Origin of the sequence: Streptosporangium sp. NPDC087985 (genome assembly GCF_044741965.1) — a bacterium.
Lineage (GTDB): Bacteria > Actinomycetota > Actinomycetes > Streptosporangiales > Streptosporangiaceae > Streptosporangium.
This window is the reverse complement of the sequence record NZ_JBIUTQ010000014.1, coordinates 147043-162990: the sequence shown is the minus strand read 5'-3', so window position 1 is coordinate 162990 and position 15948 is coordinate 147043. Positions and strand designations below refer to the sequence as shown.

At 69.3% G+C, this 15948-nt stretch carries 13 protein-coding genes; 4 read left to right on the top strand and 9 right to left on the bottom strand.

All coding sequences use genetic code 11. The annotated features are described in order from the left end of the window. The first annotated feature begins 86 nt into the window (after positions 1-86). A complete protein-coding gene (locus tag ACIN94_RS23655) occupies positions 87-2111 on the top strand; it encodes a cation:proton antiporter (RefSeq protein WP_400709679.1) in 2025 nt (674 codons plus the stop codon). Between the two features lie 19 nt (positions 2112-2130). Here ACIN94_RS23655 and ACIN94_RS23650 read toward each other — a convergent pair whose 3' ends face one another. The 4 genes from ACIN94_RS23650 to ACIN94_RS23635 all read right to left on the bottom strand — a co-directional run bounded on the left by ACIN94_RS23650 (position 2131) and on the right by ACIN94_RS23635 (position 6863). Beyond that, on the bottom strand, positions 2131-3513 hold the full coding sequence (locus ACIN94_RS23650) for an FHA domain-containing protein (protein WP_400709676.1): 1383 nt from the start codon (positions 3511-3513) through the stop codon (positions 2131-2133). Positions 3514-3577: 64 nt separating this feature from the next. Continuing rightward, positions 3578-4015 carry a hypothetical protein gene (locus tag ACIN94_RS23645; protein WP_400709673.1) on the bottom strand — a complete coding sequence of 146 codons (438 nt, stop codon included), beginning with the start codon at positions 4013-4015 and terminating at the stop codon, positions 3578-3580. 13 nt (positions 4016-4028) lie between these two features. Beyond that, entirely contained in the window at positions 4029-5564 is a 1536-nt protein-coding gene (locus tag ACIN94_RS23640; RefSeq protein WP_400709670.1) for a hypothetical protein, read from the bottom strand. A gap of 168 nt (positions 5565-5732) precedes the next feature. After that, positions 5733-6863 (bottom strand): site-2 protease family protein, encoded by a 1131-nt coding sequence (locus ACIN94_RS23635; protein ID WP_400709667.1) that lies wholly within the window; start codon positions 6861-6863, stop codon positions 5733-5735. Between the two features lie 126 nt (positions 6864-6989). Between ACIN94_RS23635 and ACIN94_RS23630 the strand changes: the two genes are divergently transcribed. From ACIN94_RS23630 to ACIN94_RS23620, 3 genes are all read left to right on the top strand, one after another. Next, positions 6990-7859: a RecB family exonuclease gene (locus tag ACIN94_RS23630; protein WP_400709664.1), complete on the top strand. Its 870-nt coding sequence runs from the start codon at positions 6990-6992 to the stop codon at positions 7857-7859. A gap of 85 nt (positions 7860-7944) precedes the next feature. Next, positions 7945-9138, top strand: coding sequence for a sensor histidine kinase (locus tag ACIN94_RS23625; RefSeq protein ID WP_400709661.1), 1194 nt, complete (start codon positions 7945-7947; stop codon positions 9136-9138). Beyond that, entirely contained in the window at positions 9138-9821 is a 684-nt protein-coding gene (locus ACIN94_RS23620; protein WP_400709658.1) for a response regulator, read from the top strand. Before ACIN94_RS23625 ends, ACIN94_RS23620 begins: the two co-directional genes overlap by 1 nt. A gap of 129 nt (positions 9822-9950) precedes the next feature. On the opposite strand, the gene ACIN94_RS23615 is transcribed toward ACIN94_RS23620, so the two are convergent. From ACIN94_RS23615 to ACIN94_RS23595, 5 genes are all read right to left on the bottom strand, one after another. After that, on the bottom strand, positions 9951-10937 hold the full coding sequence (locus ACIN94_RS23615) for an ABC transporter ATP-binding protein (RefSeq protein ID WP_400709735.1): 987 nt from the start codon (positions 10935-10937) through the stop codon (positions 9951-9953). A 44-nt stretch (positions 10938-10981) separates the two neighbouring features. Then, entirely contained in the window at positions 10982-12007 is a 1026-nt protein-coding gene (locus ACIN94_RS23610; protein WP_400709655.1) for an ABC transporter ATP-binding protein, read from the bottom strand. Continuing rightward, complete coding sequence (locus ACIN94_RS23605; protein ID WP_400709652.1) at positions 12004-13023, bottom strand: ABC transporter permease; 1020 nt, start codon at positions 13021-13023, stop codon at positions 12004-12006. Before ACIN94_RS23605 ends, ACIN94_RS23610 begins: the two co-directional genes overlap by 4 nt. Before the next feature lie 91 nt (positions 13024-13114). Next, positions 13115-14890 (bottom strand): ABC transporter substrate-binding protein, encoded by a 1776-nt coding sequence (locus tag ACIN94_RS23600; RefSeq protein WP_400709649.1) that lies wholly within the window; start codon positions 14888-14890, stop codon positions 13115-13117. Positions 14891-14946: 56 nt separating this feature from the next. Further along, the gene (locus tag ACIN94_RS23595) at positions 14947-15942 is read right to left on the bottom strand and encodes an ABC transporter permease (protein ID WP_400709647.1); all 996 of its coding nucleotides are present in this window, start codon (positions 15940-15942) and stop codon (positions 14947-14949) included. Between the last annotated feature and the right edge of the window lie 6 nt (positions 15943-15948).

The following is a 15948-nucleotide window of genomic DNA, read 5'->3' as shown; positions in this document are numbered from 1 at the left end:
GGCGCTCGCGGCGGCATCCCGCACACGGTAACGTCGCCATGGTCATTCTCGGGGCTTTTCATTACTTACGGGAAGCGTGCGCGCAAGTGCTCCACGTAGATCTGCTCCTACTTGATCTGGTGATCGTCCTCGCCGCCGCGCGACTGCTCGGGGCGGCGGCCAGAAGGCTCGGCCAGCCACCGGTCATCGGTGAGATCGTGGCGGGCATCCTGCTCGGCCCCACCCTGCTCGGCCCGCTGGTCGGCGATGAGCTGTTCGGCGCGGAGATGCGTCCTCCGCTGCAGGCACTGGCCAATGTCGGACTGGTGCTGTTCATGTTCGTCGTCGGCCTGGAACTCGACCAGAAACTGGTCAGGGGCAAGGGCCGCATCGCAGTGACCGTGGCGCTCGGCTCAACGGTGGTGCCGTTTGTCCTGGGCTGCGTGCTCGCGCTGGGCATCGCCGGCGACCATGTGGGCGGGGACAGGACGCCGGCGTTCGTGCTGTTCATGGGCGCGGCGATGTCCGCCACCGCTTTCCCGGTGCTGGCGCGCATCCTCACCGACCGGGGAATGCAGCGCATCACGCTCGGCGGCCTGTCACTGGCCGCCGCCGCGGTGATCGACGTGCTCGCCTGGACCGTACTGGCCGTGGTGGTGGGCATCGCCGGGGCGGGTGACGCCGAGGGGCAGTGGAAGGTCCTGCTCGCCGTGCCGTACGCCCTGGTGATGTTCCTGGCGGTCCGGCCTCTGCTGGCCCGGCTGGTGCCCGCCTACGAGAAGGCGGGACGGCTGACCCCGAGCCTGCTGTCGCTGGTGCTCATCGGCCTCATCGGCTCGGCCTGGGCCACCGAGTGGATGCACGTGCACTTCATCTTCGGAGCGTTCGTGTTCGGCGCGGTGATGCCGCGCGAGGGCGCGGAGCGGCTCAACCACGAGATCCTGGAACGGCTGGAGCAGCTCGCCGTACTGTTGCTGCTGCCGATGTTCTTCGTGGTCGCCGGCCTCAACGTCAACCTGCGCGCGCTGGACCTGTCCAGTCTCGGCACGCTGGCGGGGATCCTGGCGGTGGCGGTCGGCGGCAAGCTGCTGGGCTCCTACGTGGCGGCGCGGGCGCAGCGGCTGCCCAGCCGGCAGTCCTGGGCGATGGCCACCCTGCTCAACACCCGGGGACTGACCGAGATCGTCATCCTCACCGTCGGACTGCAGAAGGGCGTGCTCGACAACGAGCTGTACTCGCTGATGGTGGTCATGGCCCTCGTCACCACCGCGATGACCGGCCCGCTGCTACGCAGGATCTACCCCGACCGGCGCGTGGCCCGCGACCTCGCCGAGGCCGAACGCGCCGCCCTCGGCGTGACCGCCGCGTACCGGGTGCTGACCGTCGTCCCAGGCTCCCCCGCCGAGCACGCCGCACTGGTGGACCTGACCGCCACCCTGGCCCGGGCCACGCCCCCGTCCGAGGTTGTCCTCGCCCATCTGCGGCCCTACCCGCAGGGCCGCCTGGAGGTCGGCAGCGGCCTGTCCTCCGAGCTCGCCGAGCTGGCGGAGACCCTCCACGACCTGGAGGCCCTCGCCGCCGCAGCCCGTGCCCGCGGCCCGGAGGCCAAGGTGGTGAGCCGCTTCAGCGCCGACGTGGCGGCCGAACTGCCCGAGCTGGTCACCGGGGCGCAGCCGGATCTGGTGGTGCTCCCGGCAGGCGGCCCCGGCTACGCCGAGATCCGCGCCGCCGCCACCTGCCGTGTGGTGACGGTGTCGTCCCCGGACCTCCCGGGCTCCCCGGATCCCGCCGATCAGGCCGGGCCGGCCGAACCCGCCGCAGGGCCGATCGCGGTGCACCACGGCTCCGGCGGCGACGCCGCGGCCCACGTCGCGCTCACCCTGGCGCTCCTGCAGGATCGCCCGCTGGTCGTCACCGGCGGCGGCCGGGCCTCCGCCCTGGCCCAGCGGCTGGCCAGGCTCAAGGTGACGGCGACTTCCGGCACGGTCCCGGCGGGCGCGCTCGTCGTGGCCCCCGACACCGGCACCGCCGTGGACGGCGCGCACCTGCTGGTCCGCGCCGAGCAGGACGCCGACCCGGTGGACTGGGCGGCAGCCGTCTCCGCGCTGCGCCCGCCGGTCTCCCAGCCCTGAGCGGGGCGGCCGTCCTGACCTAGCGGTTGCGGTGCGACTCGTAGCGCATGGTGCGGGAGACGCCGATCCGCACGGTCGTACCGGGCAGGATCGCGACCGCTTCGTTCGGTGGGATGTCGTAGAAGTTGGGGTCGCCCGGCGGCTGGATCTGGGTGCCGTTGACCGATCCCAGGTCCACCAGGTTGACGTCCCAGCCGTCCAGCGCCACCCGCAGGTGACGGCGGGACACCGAGCCGTCGGGGCTGGTGACCTTGGCGGGACGCACCGAGCCGTCGGCGACCTCCGGAGCCCGCTCGGGGTCGCGGCCGACCAGGTAGTCGGTGTCAAGGCGGAGCGTCAGGCCGTCGTCCAGGAGCAGCACACCCAGCGGTGGCCGCGGCCCCTTGTAGGGGACGAGCGTGCGCTGCACCAGCGCGATGCCGCAGACCGCGCAGTACGGCACGCGCGGGTCGTTGAAATGGTCGTTCTTGCAGTCCACCCCATAGACCAGGGGGCGCGGCTCCGGCTCGACCGGCAGGGGCTCCGGGACGATCTGCGGACCACCCGGGGTCAGCAGCTCGTACTCGAACGGCTGATCGCGGACGTCGAGGGGATCGCCGCCGCTCCCGCCCACCCCGGCGGCCTCCACGGCCGCGGGGACGGCCGGGACGGGGCCGGGCACCGGACCCTGCGACGGGACCGGCGTGGGCTCGGACTGCCACGGACGCGGCTCCGGCGCGAGAACCGGCGCGTAGTGCTCGGGAGAGCTCATCGGGTAGGGCACGGGTGGTGCGCTCTCCGCCGGGGGCACCGGCCGCTCGGGGCTCGCGGGGGCCGGTGGAGGGGACGCCTCGGCCTGAGGGACGGCCACCGCGGGCGGCATCGCGGGCTCGGCGGACGGCACGGCGGTCTCCGCGCGGGCCACGGGCCGCTGGGCGACCGGTGGCGCGCCCGCCTCGGTCAGGTCACACCGGACGCCACCGCCGACGATCACACCGCCGTCCAGCCGGGCGAGCGGGTGCGCCGCGCCGGCCTCGGGCAGGCTCAGCTCCACCCGGGTCACCGGGCCCGGCACGAGCCGGTCGGACCAGGTGAGCGCGTCACGCCCGGCCAGCTGGACCTCGCCCCCCGGACCGATGACCGCCGCGGACGCCGAACCGCTGACCAACACGGCCACTCCCCCGGCGACGGGACCTGCGACGGCGCACGCCACGGGCTCACCCATCACGACGGCCAGCACCTGGGCGACGCGACGGGCCAGCGCTCGACCGTCCCCGCTGGAGGCCGCGGTCTCCCTCAGCGCCCGCAGCAGGTCCTCCACGACGGCCTCGGCCGCGTCGCACACCAGCAGCAGACCCCCCACGTGGGCGACCAGCCCGTTGCCCGGAAGCGGACGCACCACTCCGAAACCCTCATCGGTCATGAAACCTCCTCCGTCGGTTCCATGACCGAGGTGCTGTGCTTATTCGTTCCCTCGCTTAACTCGGTCACAGAATTCTCCCTCCCCGAAAACGCCATCGGATGAACGGCACCCGCATCGGACCGTTCGCCACCAGCCACACGCAGACCCAGACGACGGTGAAATGCGTCCAGAATGCGGCCGATGGAACCGGAGCGATGAAATCAACTGCACCGGACCGTAGCAAAAAGTACAGCAGAAGACCTTCTGGAACGAGCGTCAACAAACCGAACAGGGTCGGCCAGTCCTTCTCCCATCGGAACTGCATGAGGAAGTGGTAGACCAGTTCCCAGCCGACCCCCAGTACGGCCACCGCCGCCAGGACCAGGAACCCGGTGACGTAGCGGTCGCCGAGCGACCCGGAGGAGCCCGGCAGCACCGGCACGATCAGCAGCGTGATGATCGCGCCCACGGTGGCGAGCAGGAAGAGGCGCGTCTGGATGCGCCCCACCAGAGTCGGAACCACGGGAGATCGCTCCTTACACCGGTGAGTTGAAGGCCCATTTGAACCACTGCGAGGTCGACCGCAGCGGTCCCATCTTGCGGACGAATCCCCGTCGTGCCAGGTCGTCGGCGATCTCCTGGGCCGCGATCTGCAGTCCCAGGAAGGTGTCGACGCCGGGGAAGTAACCGCCGAGTGTCGCGGAGCCGGAGGCATAGAGTGCGCCGCCGCCGCTCGCCGTCCCCTTCACCTCGAAGTGGCGCTCCACCTCCAGCCGGCCGACCGGGTTGCGGTAGGCGCCGCCATACCGGAGAAGGTCCTCGTAGACGCGGTGCTCGGCGATATCGGCCTCCAGGCCGGTGCAGTCGATGATGTAGTCGGCCACCGGCTCGCGGACGATGCCATCGCGGCTGCGCACATAGCTGACCAGCCGACCGTCGGGGGCGCGCTCCACCCGGTCCACGGTGCCCTGCACGGGGTGGTAGTAGCCACCGCTACGGCCCGCCCGCATCTGCTCCTGCCAGCGCCGCCGGTAGGGGGTGTTGGTGCCGCCCATCTCCTTGTACTTGGCGGCGCGCTCGGCCCCCTCCAGTTTGCGCATCTGCGCCTTGAGCTGACCGCCCCACACCGACTTGGGGTAGTTGAAGCCCTGGTAGGCCCAGCCATCGCCGCCCTTGCGGCGCGCCCAGATGTGCGGGCCGTGGGAGCCGGTGACGAAGGTCCGGAAGATGTGCACGATCTGGGTCTGGAGCCCCAGCTTCTCCCGGTCGTCGAACAGGCGCTGCAGCACTCGGGAGGCCACGATGCCGCCTCCCCGGATGACCACCGTGCCGGGACGGGTCTTGAGGAACTCGTAGACCTGTTCGTGCGGCTCGTAGGCGTTGACCACGTGCTGGTAGTCGCCGTGCTTGGTGCGGAACTCCTGCAGGTCGGGCAGGAACTTCAGACCCGGGTAACCGATCGCGATGTGCACGAAGCGCGAGCGGAAGACGACGCGCTTGGTCGGCGCCGCGCCCTCCGGCGGGGTGACCACGGTGAAGTAACCGCCACCCGCCCGGCGGCGCACCATCCGGACCTGTCCCTTGACCAGCATGTCCCAGTAGTTGATGCGCTTGGCCTCGCGTTCGAGGCTTTCGAAGACCGTGCCGGCGCGCGGCGTCCAGTAGTCGTTCAGAAGCGGCTCGGTCAGCAGCTGCCACAGGTAGGCGGGGGTCTTGTCCTTCCAGGTCTCCTGCAGCGCGTAGGAGGGGAACCCCCAGAGGTTGTCGGGCCGCGAGGCGGAGTCGGAACGGATCCGCTCCGAGCGGGGGATCTGCGAGCACCTGGTCAGGAACTCGTAGGTCTGCCACGGAGTGTCGATGTTGGACACCACCCGCATCTGGGAGGTGGGCACACCGTAGATCCGCAGGTAGTCCAGCGTCACGAAGGAACCCATGCCGCCGCCGACCGTCAGGAACGGGGCGTCGTATATGGGAATTCCGGCGGCGACGACCAGTCGGTCGTCCCATTCGGGGGTGCCGAGCAACTCCGGAGTGAGATCACCGGCCGAGGTCGGCGTGTTGGGGGGTGCCAATTGTGCGTCCCTTGAGCTCCATGGCCAGCCAGTTCAGTTGACCAGAACACTAGTCTTGGCGCGCATCGAAAACGAGTAGGACAAAAGGGTGCGATCTTCCCCCTTCTCGCACCACCGCATCATCCCGATACGCGTCCAGTAAGACGCCTGAACTCCCCCGGAGGTTCACTAGACCCCGCTGAACAACCGGTTCACATCCGACGTGGCCAGCACCCCGAAGATCTCCCCGCCGCGCTCCACGAGGAGATACTCCCCCGCCGGGGCCTCACGCATGGCGTCGATCAGGGACTCTCCCGACAGGTCGGCGGCCAGCACCAGCGACGGTTCGAGACTGCGCGCCAGTGAACCGGCCGTCACCCAGGGGCGGCGGTTCTCCGGAGTGGCCTCCACCGCGACCTCGTTGACGATCCCCGTCGGGTGGCCCTCGTGGTCGACCACCACCATCGCACCCGCCTGAGCCTCCGCAGCCCTGCGCAGGGCCTCGGCCAGCGGCAGGTCCCCGGTCACCGCGATGGCCCGCCTGGCCAGGGCGCGGGCGTTCACCTGGGGGATGCGGGCGCGCACCCGGGCGCTGCGCAGCGCCTGGGTGGCGCCGAGCCAGATGAAGGAGGCCAGCAGCACCGACCAGATGAACGCCCAGCCCGGCGCCTGCCCGCTCATCAGCGCCAGCCCGACGGGCACCGCGACCAGGACGACGGCCAGCACCCGGCCCGCCCAGGCCGCCGCGATCGTTCCCGAACCCGGGTTACGCGTGACCTTCCAGACGCCGGCGCGCAGCATGCGCCCGCCGTCGAGCGGCAGCCCCGGCAGGAGGTTGAAGATTCCGACGATCAGGTTGGCGAACCAGAGCTGGAAGGTCAGGACGCCGAGGACGGTGTGCGGGCCGATGAATTGGGAGGCGACGAAACCGGCGACGGCCAGCCCGAGGGAGAGCAGCGGCCCGACGAAGGCCACCATGAACTCCCTGCCGGGCGTCTCCGGCTCGCGTTCGATCTCCGAGACGCCGCCCAGCAGGTAAAGGGTGATGCGGCGGACCGGCAGGCCGTACATCTTGGCGACCACGGAGTGCGCCAGCTCGTGCAGCAGCACCGACACATACAGCAGTACGGCGAAGGCGAAGGAGACGAGATACGTCACCGGGACGCTCAACTCGGGCAGCCGGAAGGCCACTTCGTCCCGGAAGCTGATCGTGATGACCGCCGCCACGATGAGCCAGGTCGGCGAGACGTACACCGGGATGCCGAACGGCCGTCCCACCCGTAGTCCCGGATTGTCCCGGCGCGGGCTCTCACTGCTCACCGCTGGCTCACCACTCCTCGTTCACTTCACCTTCAGGCCTTGATGCTACGCGCCATAACGCCGGGCACAGACGCCGCGAGCCCACCTCGGGCACAAACTGTCGTCACTGTGACCTACAGTGCGGACATGTCACTGACCGAGCCCACGATCATCGGAGCGCTGTCGCCGTCCCGCGCCGGTGACTTCATGACGTGCCCGTTGCTCTACCGGTTCCGGGTGATCGACCGGCTGCCCGAGCCGCCGTCGCCCGCCGCGGTGCGCGGCACGATGGTCCACTCGGTGCTGGAGCGCCTCTACGACCTTCCCGCTCCCACCCGCACGGTAGCCGCGGCCCAGGATCTGCTGGAGCCGCAGTGGCACAGGCTGCTGGCCGAGGATCCCGCCTATGGCGGCATGTTCGCCGACGACCGGGAACAGGCCCAGTGGCTGGCCCAGGCCCGCTCCATGCTGGAGCGCTACTTCACCCTTGAGGACCCCACCTGCCTGGAGCCCGCCGAGCGGGAGCTGTATGTGGAGGCGGTGCTCGACAGCGGCCTGATGCTGCGCGGTTACATCGACCGGCTGGACGTCGCCCCTACCGGGGAGGTCCGCGTGGTCGACTACAAGACCGGCAGCGCGCCGGGGCCGGCCTTCGAGGCCAAGGCCCTGTTCCAGATGAAGTTCTACGCGCTGACCCTGTGGCGGCTGCACGGCTCGGTGCCCCGTCTACTCCAGCTGATGTATCTGGGAGGCGACGGCGAGGTGCTGCGTTACGCCCCCGACGAGGCCGACCTGCGCGCCACCGAGCGCAAGGTGCAGGCGCTGTGGACGGCCATCGAGCGGGCGATGGAGACCGGCGAGTGGCCCCCCAGGCCCAGCCGCCTGTGCGACTGGTGCAGCTACAAGGAGCTGTGCCCTCAGTTCGGCGGCACTCCCCCGCCGCTGCCCGAGCGACAGCCGGGTGACACCGTACGCAGCACCCGCCCCACGTCCAGGGCGGCCACCGACGAGCTCTGAGGACCCCAGGGGTCATCCGCGGGGATGAGGGCGATATCCCCCCGCAGCAGGGTGGCTGCGGGGACGGGACGCCTAAATTGATTGTGTGCGCAACACCCCCGGCAGCCTGCGGGCCTGGCTCCACCGACACCCGCTGATCCCTGACGTCGTCCTGGCGGTGGTGCTGGCCACCTCCGCGGTGCCCTGCGCCCACTCCGGTTTCCTCCTCGGAGCTCCGGACGGGCTCAGGGAGCCCGACGCACCGAGCCTCGCCTTGGTCGTGGCCGGCTGTCTGGCGCCGGCGCTGCGCCGCCACCGGCCGTTCACGATGCTCTTTCTGGTCAGCCTCATCGAGGTGACACTGGCGTCACTGACGCAGAGCGGCTCCCTGCTCTGGGTCGCCGCGCTGGCGCTGGTCTACACGATCGCCGCCCACCGCGGCCTGGCGCTCAGCCTGTGCGCGCTGGCGTTGAGCCTGACCTGCCGTGCCGTGCTGGCGGTGGCGGCCGACGGGCTCGGCGACCGGATGGACCACCTGCTCGTGGCCGTCCTGACCACGACCCTGTGGCTCACCGGCAGAAGCGTCCGGCTGCGCCGCGCCTACCTCGCAGAACTGCGCGACCGGGCCGAGCGGACGGAGCGGGCCCGGGAGTCCGACACCCGTGCGGCGAGGGCCGAGGAGCGCTCCCGCATCGCCCGGGAGCTGCACGACGTGGTCGCCCACCACGTGAGCGTGATGACCGTCCAGGCCTCCGCGGCGCACCGGGTACTGGCCACCAACCCCGACGGCGCCCGGGAGGCGCTCTCGGCGATCGAGGAGATGGGCCGGACCGCGATGGCCGAGATGCGCAACATCGTGGGCGTGCTCAGGACCGACGCGGCACCCGCCGAGCGCAACCCTCAGCCGGGCGTGCGGGAGATCCCCACGTTGGTCGGCCAGATGCGGGAGGCGGGTCTGCGGACGCAGCTGCGGATGGACGGCGAGGAGGGCCCGCTGCCGCCGGGCCTCGGTCTGGCCGCCTACCGGCTGGTCCAGGAGGCGCTGACCAACAGCCTGCGGCATGCGGGACCACGGGCCCGCGCCTGGGTCACCGTACGGCAGGGGCCGGACGAGCTGGCCGTCCAGGTCGAGGACGACGGCCACGGTCCCAAGCCACCCCATCCCGCCGAGGACCGGACCGGGCACGGGCTGGTCGGTATCCGCGAGCGTGTCGCCCTCTATGGTGGAGTCCTGAGGATCGGCCCACGTCCGGGGGGCGGATTCGAGGTCGATGCCCGGTTTCCCCTCAAGGACGCGTAATGACGATCAGAGTGTTACTGGTGGACGACCAGCCACTGCTGCGCACCGGTTTCCGCCTCATCCTGGAGGCCGAGCCCGACATCACCGTGGTCGGCCAGGCCGGGGACGGCAAGGCCGCTCAGGAGCAGTCGCGTGCGCTGATGCCCGACGTGGTGCTGATGGACATCCGGATGCCGGGGGTGGACGGCATAGAGGCGACCCGCCGGATCGTGCGTGAGGCCTCCAGCGGGGCCCACGTGCCCAAAGTGCTGGTGCTGACGACCTTCGACCTGGACGAATACATCGTGGAGGCGCTGCGCGCCGGGGCCAGCGGCTTCCTGCTCAAGGACGTCCCGCCGGACGAGCTGATCCAGGCCATCCGGGTGGTCGCGGCGGGGGACGCCATCGTCGCCCCGAGCGTCACCCGGCGGCTGCTGGACAGATTCGGGGCCCACCTGCCCTCGGCCCACCAGCGGTCCACCCCGGCGCGCCTGGACCGGCTCACCGAGCGTGAGCTGGGGGTGTTGCGGCTGATCGCCCGGGGCATGTCGAACGCGGAGATCGCCGCCGAGCTGGTGGTGAGCGAGACGACGGTCAAGACCCATGTCGGCAACGTGCTCACCAAGCTCGGCCTGCGCGACCGCGTCCAGGCCGTGGTCCTGTCCTACGAGACCGGCCTGATCACCCCGGGCGCCATTCCTTAGACTTCCCGGCGGGAAGGCAACGGGGGTGATCAGAGGAGGACGGATCGGCCGGATATGGCGAAGATCACCCTTGGAACCCATGGGTGATCCTCGTTCAGACGGTGAACGCCTCGGGACCTCGCGGGCGGATCAGGCGGAGACGGCCTCCGTGGTCACCGACTCTCCGGAGCCGGGGGCGTTCTCCGGGAAGTGGCAGGCGACCTGGTGGCCGGTGGCGAGCTCGACCAGCGGCGGTTCCACCGTCTTGCAGACCGCCTGAGCCTTCCAGCACCGGGTGTGGAACCGGCAGGCGGGCGGCGGGTTGAGAGGGCTCGGTACGTCACCCTGGAGGCGGATACGCTCGCGGTCCTGGCGCCGGGCCGGGTCGGGGACCGGAACCGCCGACATCAACGCGTTGGTGTACGGGTGCATGGGCGACTCGTACAGGCTCTTCCGGTCGGCCAGCTCGACGATCTTACCGAGGTACATGACCGCGACCCGGTCGCTGATGTGCCGGACCACCGACAGGTCGTGTGCGATCACCACATAGGTCAGGTCCAGCTCGTTCTGCAGGTCCTCCAGCAGGTTGACCACCTGCGCCTGGATCGAGACATCCAGCGCCGACACCGGCTCGTCCGCGATGATCATCTTCGGCTTGAGGGCGAGGGTCCTGGCAATGCCGATCCGCTGGCGCTGGCCGCCGGAGAACTCGTGCGGGTAGCGGTTGTAGTGCTCGGGGTTGAGCCCGACCAACTCGAGGATCTCCTGCACGGCCTTCTTCGTGCCCTGCTCGGGCTTGACGCCCTGGATCCGGAAAGGCGCCCCGACGATCGTTCCCACCGTGTGGCGGGGGTTCAGCGACGAGAACGGGTCCTGGAAGATCATCTGCATGTCGCGGCGGAGCGGGCGCAGCCGGCCCTGCGACATGTGGGTGATGTCCTGCCCCTCGAACACCACCTTGCCGGCGGTCGGTTCCAGCAGCCGGGTGATCAGTCGCCCGGTGGTGGACTTGCCGCACCCCGACTCGCCCACCACGCCCAGCGTCTCACCCTTGCGGACGTCGAAACTGATCCCGTCGACCGCCTTCACCGCGCCGACCTGCCGCTTGAGCAGCCCCTTGGTCACGGGAAAGTGCATCTTCAGGTCCTGGACGGACAGCAACGGGTCGTTGGAAGGAGTGGTCACGTGGTCTCCAGCATCGGCTTGATCTCGTTCTCCCACAGCGACCGCCGCTCCTCCTGGGGCAGGTGGCACCGCACCCGGTGACCGCCGTCGGACTCCAGGAGTGCCGGCACCTCGGTGTCGGACCTGCCGCCTGTCCGCTCGGAGTAGGGGCAGCGGGGGTGGAAAGCGCAGCCGGGCGGAATGTTGATCAGCGAGGGCGGGGAGCCCTTGATCGGCAGCAGCCGCTCGGTGCGCTCCCGGTCCAGCCGGGGCATCGATCCCAGCAAACCCCAGGTGTAGGGGTGCTCGGGACGGTAGAAGATGTCCTCCGCCGTGCCGTACTCGATGCACTTGCCGCCATACATCACCAGGATGTCGTCCGACAGCTCGGCCACGACGCCCAGATCATGGGTGATGATGATCAAAGCGGAGTCGAACTCCCGCTGCAGGTCCCGCATCAGGTCCAGGATCTGGGCCTGCACGGTGACATCCAGCGCGGTGGTCGGCTCGTCGGCGATCAGCAGCTCCGGGTCGCACGACAGCGCCATCGCGATCATCGCGCGCTGCCGCATGCCGCCGGAGAACTCGTGCGGGTAGGCGTCCACCCGGCGGCCCGGCTCCGGGATGCCCACCCGGCCGAGCATGTCGATCGCGTGCTTGCGGGCGACCTTCTTGGTCACGTCGTTGTGGATCCGGTAGGCCTCCACGATCTGGTCGCCGACCGTGTAATAGGGGTGCATCGCCGACAGCGGATCCTGAAAGATCATCGCCATCTTCTTGCCGCGCAACCCGCGCACATGCTCGGAGGAGGCGCCGACCAGCTCCTCGCCGTCGAGCCAGATTTCGCCGGAGATCCTGGCGTGGCCCCCCTTGTGCAGCCCCAGGATGCCCAGGCTCGTCACGCTCTTTCCGGATCCGGACTCTCCCACGATCCCGAGCGTCCTGCCGCGCTCCAGCGAGAAGGTCAGCCCGTCGACGGACTTGACCAGCCCGTCGTCGGTCGGGAAGTGGACCTTCAGATCCTTCAGTTCAAGGAAGCTCACGCCAGCCTCACCCTCGGGTCGACCACCGCGTAGAGCAGGTCGACGATCAGACTCGCGGTGACCACGAACAGCGCCGCGAGCAACGTCACACCCATCACCTTGGGCAGGTCCTGGTTGACGATCGCGTCGATCGCGTACTTACCGAGGCCGGGCAGGGAGTAGGCGCTCTCGGTGAGGACGGCGCCACCGATCAACAGGCCGAAGTCCAGGCCGAAGACAGTGAGGATGGGGGTCAGAGCGCCCCGCAGGCCGTGCTTGGTGACCACGGTGCTCTCGCGGAGCCCCTTGGCCCGCGCGGTGCGGATGTAGTCCTCGTTCATCGTCTCCAGCATGCCCGCCCGGGTGAGGCGCGCGTAGGTGGCCGCGAACAGGAACGCCAGCGTGATCCAGGGAAGAAGCAGGTTGTAGGCCCACTGGCCGGGACCGTCGGTGAGGGGGGTGAAATGGCCGCCCTGCGCCGCGAAGGAGAAGGGGTTTCCGTAGCTGAACACCAGCAGCGTTACCAGACCGGTGAAGAAGATCGGCAGTGACACTCCGGCCAGCGCGACGGTCATGGCCGCCCGGTCGAAGAGAGTGCCTCTGCGCAGCGCGGACAGGACGCCGATGCTCACGCCCATGACGACCCAGATCACCGCCGCGCCGCTCGCGAGCGACAGCGTGACCGGCAACCGGTTCATCAGGTCGGGGAAGACCGGCTGGCGAGTGATGAACGAATAGCCCAGGCAGGGGGCCGGGCACTGCTCGACCCCGGGGCCGTAGTCGTATTCCGCGCCCGCGACGATGCCCTTCACGAACCTGCCGTACTGCACGACCAGCGGATCGTTGAACCCGAGCCGGTCGGCGGCCAGCTTGGCCGTTTCCGCCGTGGCGGTCCGGCCGACGTACCGGCTGGCCATACCCTCGGGAGTCGCCCCGGCAAGCTGGGGCACGAGGAAGAAGATCGCGAAGGTGACCATGCTCACGATAAGAAGCATGATCACCGCGCCGATCAGGCGTCTGATGATATATGTGACCACAGTGCCCGGCCCAGGTGGCCGCCGGGAGGGTCACTCCCGGCGGCCACCGCTGCCTTCACCTGCCTAACTACTCGTTTGACTGACAGCGGTCCTACTCGACGCCCATTCCGACGTAGTCGTACATCTGCTGGGAGTCGCTGATGAAGACGTTGGTCACGCCCTGACCGCGGAGCAGCAGGCTCTTGGCCCAGACGCCCGGCAGGATGACCGCTTCCTCCATGACGCGCTTGTCCACGGCGGCCCACATCGGCTCACGCTTCTGGGCGTCGGCCTCGAGGAGGGAGTCGTCGAGCATCTTGTCCACGTCGGGAATGCGGACGCTGATGTTGGAGGAGCCACCGGTGTCACGGATGACGCTACTGTGGGTGATCTGCTGCAGGAAGCCGTAACCGTCGGGGTAGTCCGTGCCCCAGCCGTTGAGGGCCAGGCCCAGCTTGTTCTCGACGACGAACGGCGGCTTGCCGGCGTAGAGCGAGAAGTAGTCGGCCTGCGGGTAGGGCTTCAGGGTCAGCTTGATGCCGACGCGGGCCAGCGACTGCTGCAGGGCCTCGGCGGTCGCCTTCTCCTTCGGCCGCTCGGCGCGGTAGGCGATGTTGGTCTCGAAGCCGTCCGGCTGGCCGCAGGCGGCCAGGTGCTCCTTGGCCTTGGCCAGGTCACCGGTGCCGTCCGCGCTGGGGTACAGATCGATCTTCTCGGCGCCCGGGATGGACGGCGGGAGGAGACTGGTCGCGATCTGGCCACCGGAGAACTCGCCTCCGTAGGCGGCCTGGTAGCCGGTCTTGTCCGCGGCGTACTCGACGGCCTTACGGCAGTCGATGTTGTCCAGCGGCTTCACCGTCGGGCTGATCGAGGTGTACCAGAGACGCTGCAGCGTCGGGTTGTCGGTCCGCGCCTTGAGCGCGGGGTCCGGCAGGATCTTGCTCATCGCGGCCGGCTGGACACCGGTGCCCGCGATGTCGACGTGGATGTCGCCGGAGAGGAGACGGTTGTCGAGGTCGTCGGCGTTGACGTTGGTCTGGACCTCGATCTTGTCCGGCAGCGCCGGGCGGTTCGGGTCGGTCGCCGGGTCCCAGTTCGGGTTGCGGGTGAGGGTGAAGCCCTTGCCGATCTCGTTCTTCTCGAACATGTAGGGACCGGAGGAGATCACGTGCTCGCGGTACTTCGCGCCCGTGTCCTTGTCCTTCGGCACCGGCATGGTCGGCGACATCTGGGTGATGTAGTCGAAACCGCTGTAGGGCTGCTTCAGGTGGAAGACGACCGTCTTGTCGTCCGGCGTCTCGATCGCCGAACTGAAGTCGACATCCTTCGACTTGTAGACGCCCTTGTAGTCCTTGGGCCAGTCGAGCATGTCGTTCAGGTAGGTGGGACCGTTGGGGAAGGTCTCCTTGTCGAACGCCCGGGCGATGGCGTACGCCACGTCCTTGGCCGTGATCGGGCTGCCGTCCTCGTACTTCAGGCCGTCACGCAGCGTGTAGGTCCAGGTCTTGAAGTCCTCGCTCGGCTTGCCCAGGTCCTGAGCCAGGTCGCCGACGACCTTCGAGCCTTCGGCGCCCGGAGCCGACTTGAACATCGTCAACGCGCGGCCGTACAGGCGGATGAAGTTCCACGAGTAGCCGTAGTAGGTGTCGGCCGGGTCCAGGGAGTCCCAGTCGCCGGAGTTGGCGAGCTTGAGGGTGCCGCCCTTCTTGGTCGAAGGGTTGAACACCGCGGTCATCGCGGCGTTGAACTCGGCCTGGGCCGGAGCCGCCGACGTGCCGCCACCCGTGCTCTCGCTCTTCGGTGTTGTGCTCTCTCCACCGCAGGCCGACAAGCCCAGGGCGAGCGCCGCGGTGACCGCGAGCGCCCCGAGTGCGGGTCTTCTCTTCATTTGCTGCTACACCCCTTGTGGATAGGAGCCAGGGAAACTACGGGGATCAGGAAGGGTCAACGGCCGCGCGGGTCCAGCGCGTCACGCAGGCCGTCACCGAAGAGGTTGAAGGCCAGCACGGTGATGAAGATCGCTAACCCGGGGAAGATCGCGAAGTGCGGCACCGTGTAGAAGCGTGCCGCCTCGGCGAGCATGCCTCCCCAGGTCGGCGTCGGCGGGCGGACGCCCACCCCGAGGAAGGAGAGCGCCGCCTCGAACAGGACGTTGGACGGGATCACCAGCGTCGCGTAGATCAGAATCGGCGCGATCAGGTTGGGCAGTAGTTCACGGAAGATGATGTACGGTCCGCGGGCGCCGAGACTCCTGGCCGCGTCGACGAACTCCCGTTCACGCAGGGACAGTGTCTGACCTCGGACGATCCGGCCGATGTACGGCCAGCTGAAGAACCCGATGATGAACACCAGCAGCGACACGCGCAGGGCGTCGCCGGACAGGCCGAACGCCTGGTCGGGGACGACACCGGCGAGCGCGATGGCGAACACCAGCAGCGGGAAGGCCAGGAAGACGTCCATCGCCCGGCTGATCACGGTGTCGACCCAGCCGCCGAAGTAGCCCGCGACGACGCCGAGGACGGTGCCGATGGTCACCGAGAGCAGAGTGGCCAGGAAGGCGATGAGCAGCGAGATCCGCGCGCCGTAAACTATTCGGCTGAAGACGTCACGTCCCCAGAGGGGCTCGACGCCGAACAGGAAGTCCCAGCTCATGCCGCCGAACGCCTCGTTGGGCGTGAGCGTGGACTGGTCGATCTTCTCCCGGTGGAACTCCAGCGGCGGGTGGCCGAAGAACTTCACGATGAGCGGCGCGAAGATCGCCACCAGGATAAGGAAGACGATGACGCCCGCCCCTGTCATGGCCACCTTGTCGCGCTTCAGCCTCATCCAGGCGATTTGGCCGAGAGAGCGCCCCTGGATAGCCCCCCGATCCGCGCCCGCGAGCACGACTTCGGGACCTGCCTCCGGAGCCGAGCCAGAAAGGTCGAGCGGTGCGGTCATACAGTG

Bases quoted from the DNA above. Each gene is read 5' to 3' on its own strand.
- ACIN94_RS23630 (WP_400709664.1), top strand. From the start codon at position 6,990: ATGTCACTGACCGAGCCCACGATCATCGGAGCGCTGTCGCCGTCCCGC.
- ACIN94_RS23615 (WP_400709735.1), bottom strand. From the start codon at position 10,937: ATGCACTTTCCCGTGACCAAGGGGCTGCTCAAGCGGCAGGTCGGCGCG.
- ACIN94_RS23650 (WP_400709676.1), bottom strand. From the start codon at position 3,513: ATGACCGATGAGGGTTTCGGAGTGGTGCGTCCGCTTCCGGGCAACGGG.
- ACIN94_RS23620 (WP_400709658.1), top strand. From the start codon at position 9,138: ATGACGATCAGAGTGTTACTGGTGGACGACCAGCCACTGCTGCGCACC.
- ACIN94_RS23600 (WP_400709649.1), bottom strand. From the start codon at position 14,890: ATGAAGAGAAGACCCGCACTCGGGGCGCTCGCGGTCACCGCGGCGCTC.
- ACIN94_RS23595 (WP_400709647.1), bottom strand. From the start codon at position 15,942: ATGACCGCACCGCTCGACCTTTCTGGCTCGGCTCCGGAGGCAGGTCCC.